Annotated in this window: 5 protein-coding genes and 1 pseudogene; all 6 read right to left on the minus strand. The window is 33.6% G+C overall.

What is annotated here, in order from left to right; translation table 11 throughout:
• Positions 1-497: antA/AntB antirepressor family protein (locus tag A9G41_RS00005; protein WP_179854661.1), on the minus strand; the 497-nt coding region annotated here is incomplete at its 3' end.
• Between the two features lie 100 nt (positions 498-597).
• The gene (locus A9G41_RS00010) at positions 598-1,011 is read right to left on the minus strand and encodes a hypothetical protein (protein WP_075539156.1); all 414 of its coding nucleotides are present in this window, start codon (positions 1,009-1,011) and stop codon (positions 598-600) included.
• A complete protein-coding gene (locus A9G41_RS00015; protein WP_065642718.1) occupies positions 1,011-1,211 on the minus strand; it encodes a helix-turn-helix transcriptional regulator in 201 nt (66 codons plus the stop codon). The genes A9G41_RS00010 and A9G41_RS00015 overlap by 1 nt, the downstream gene beginning before the upstream one ends.
• Before the next feature lie 204 nt (positions 1,212-1,415).
• A complete protein-coding gene (locus A9G41_RS00020; protein WP_065582490.1) occupies positions 1,416-1,913 on the minus strand; it encodes a hypothetical protein in 498 nt (165 codons plus the stop codon).
• Between the two features lie 267 nt (positions 1,914-2,180).
• Positions 2,181-2,726 (minus strand): annotated as a pseudogene (locus tag A9G41_RS00025) (IS3 family transposase); the annotation flags it as partial.
• A gap of 24 nt (positions 2,727-2,750) precedes the next feature.
• A partial coding sequence (locus tag A9G41_RS14860; RefSeq protein WP_143425376.1) for an IS3 family transposase occupies positions 2,751-2,849 on the minus strand: 99 nt, incomplete at its 5' end.

Raw genomic sequence — 2,849 nt, forward strand, 5'->3', positions numbered from 1 at the left:
CCCAGTGCTTTACGTTGCTCTGTTAAAGCGTCACACATAGGACGGCTATAATCTGCGACTTTTAAACGTGCTTTTAATCGATTAAGCGCTTTCTTCTGGATTGCTGGTGCGATTTCTTTAAGGTGTCCTTCACAACGTATAAAGTACTTTCTTATTGCTCGTCCTTTCTCGTTGTTTTCAATCATCGCCAATTCTTTAGCGGTTCCAATTGTTAATAAGTAATCTTTTTCTGGCCTACCTCGTTGGGTATTTTTCCCCAAAACTGGGGAATATTGTTTATTATTTGTGCTTTGATTCACCAATTCGGGGGAATAATCCAATAGCAAATAATCATCATTTGGACTCAATGCGTACTCATCAATACGAGATTTAATCCATGTAGAAAAATCACGCCCTACACCAAGAAAACGATGTAAATCTTTCGCGCTAACTGTTTGCTGTAATTTGCCGTTGAATTGCGTTTCTGTTACTGGTACTAAATGATTAAAATCTGTCATAATTATTACTCCTAACGTGTCGAAAAATCCCTCTTTTAGCTAAATTTAGGCAAAGGGATACCGTCGGCTCAAAAATGAGCTTTGCTATAAAATCAATTAATTAAGCTGCTTTGCTTGGGTAAAGTGCTAAAATTTGGCTGATATCTGAATCAGTTAATAAGCTATTTTCATAACTAAGAATCAGATTAACCACCTTTTGAGCATCTTCCCTATTGGCTAGGTAATAGCGATAATGTGAGCCTATTCCGTCGGTATTAGATTCATCCATGCGCTTTAATGTAATGCCTAACTTTCTTTCTAGTTCTGAACAATAATTTCTATCGCTAGAAAGCCTACAGGTGCGCAATATCTCATTTTCGGTAATACCATTGTCACCAGTACACGCAATTAATAGGTAAGCTCTCGGCTTTTTGGGTAGCTTTTTATAATCAGATTGGCTATGATTGGAAGCGTCTAAGTTCCAATCTAAGCCCTCGATTATTTCGCGATATAGAGGGTTTTGCTTTATCACCATTATGCTACCTCACGACGTTCTACTCTGCGAGATTCAAGCCAAGAGTAAATCTCATCAGCTCGATAGCCAACACGGCGTAAACCGATTCTAATTTTTTGCGGAAAAGTTTTATCTTTCTTCTCTAGCGTGTAAAGGCTAGTGTCAGATTTGAAATGTAGTAAGGTTTTTACTTCTTGTTTGGAAAGGATTTGATTGGTCATTAGTTACCTCTTTATAAAAGTTTATAAAACAAGGTAACTGTAACAAACACTGTATATAAAAAAACAGGTAAATAAATAATTAATTTATAAATTTTTAGTTTATTTATTTTTTTAGGTGTTTTAAATGTTCTGGAATGACTAAGTCGTAATTCAGTTTAGTATTTTTATCTTGTGGAGCTAAAAGATTTCTTGATATATATTCTTTTATTGTTCCAAATGCAGGGGGGCATTATGGTTACTAAGAAAAGTGTGTATTTTTGTTGCTAAAGAATTACCGGTACAGTTTGGATATTTTTCCCTAGTTGCTTTGGCTATATCTAAAATATCTTTCTTTAATATATTTTCTTTTCTACCAACCACTTCACTTTTAAACGTTTTGTCTTTTTGGGCAGTGTTTTTTAATTTAGTTATGAAATTATCTAATTCTTCAGTTGTTATAATTAACTCATCTAACTCAAATATAAGGGGTTCTTTACATTCTATAATATTTAAATCAAACTTATCATCTAAAAATGATTCTTCTCCCGGAAGATATAAATATTCAACTGCTAGTTTTTTATGTTTTTGTATTTGAATATCATTAATAAACCTATTTGTTATTGCCATAATAATATCTGCATATGAAACACTAGAATTAAAATCACCTTTTTCAATATCTACATCTAATGACTTAGGTAATGGAGTTAAAGCCACATCCACCATATTTACAACTAAAAAAGAATCGATAGTTTTCGTCTCGTTGTTCTAATTTTTCCCATATATGTATTGGTATACTATCTATAAATGCATAAATGCTACTTGGTTGATTCACACGTAATCTAACGCATAATTGTATTTGATCATGAGAAGCAAAATGCAGAATATCATCCACATCTATATACTCGTCTTTAGATAAAGCATTGTTTATATATTGCGCTGCTTTTTCCAATAAATGGTATGTCCACACTTTTTAGTACCAAAAAGATAAGGTCATAGATTCATTTTATATTCAATGGGTGACTGGTAATTTAAAGACGAATGAAGCCTGTTGTAATTAAACCAATCCACATAGTGATTAAATTGCAACCTGAGTTGTTCAAGTGAATCAAAAATCGTGTTTGACACAAATTCAGTTTTCACCGCTTTAAATGTTGCTTCAGCAACAGCATTATCATAAGGGCATCCCTTATGGCTTAATGAACGCTCAATGCCAAATTCCTTTAAACATTCATCAAGTAGATGATTATCAAATTCTTTTCCTCTATCTGAATGAAATAACTCAACTGAATTTAAGTTAATAGGGATTTGGCTGATAGCATCCATAACCAGTTGAGCATTTTTATGTTTTCCAGCACTTCGTCCCACGATTTCTCGATTGCTTACATCAATAATCACACAAAGGTAATGCCATTGTTGTTTTACTCTCACATAAGTTAAATCAGTCACTAACACTTTGCGTTGTTGGCCTACGGTAAACTCACGATTAAGTTGCTTACTTACTGTTGATTCGTTGCTTTGTTCTGTATTAGCACAATATTTTTTACAGGTATATTTTGATACTCATCCGTTTTCTTGCATGATTCGACCAATTCGGCGACGGGATAATAGTATGCTTTTCTTTCTAAGCGCTACTTGTAGTCGCCTTGTTCCATAGGATTG

The organism is Gilliamella sp. Nev5-1 (assembly GCF_001690895.1).
GTDB classification, from domain to species: domain Bacteria; phylum Pseudomonadota; class Gammaproteobacteria; order Enterobacterales; family Orbaceae; genus Gilliamella; species Gilliamella apicola_C.

What these genes read in the sequence shown, in the direction of transcription:
- A9G41_RS00015 (WP_065642718.1), bottom strand. Translation starts at nt 1,211, where the DNA reads ATGACCAATCAAATCCTTTCCAAACAAGAAGTAAAAACCTTACTACAT.
- A9G41_RS00010 (WP_075539156.1), bottom strand. Translation starts at nt 1,011, where the DNA reads ATGGTGATAAAGCAAAACCCTCTATATCGCGAAATAATCGAGGGCTTA.
- A9G41_RS00020 (WP_065582490.1), bottom strand. Translation starts at nt 1,913, where the DNA reads ATGGTGGATGTGGCTTTAACTCCATTACCTAAGTCATTAGATGTAGAT.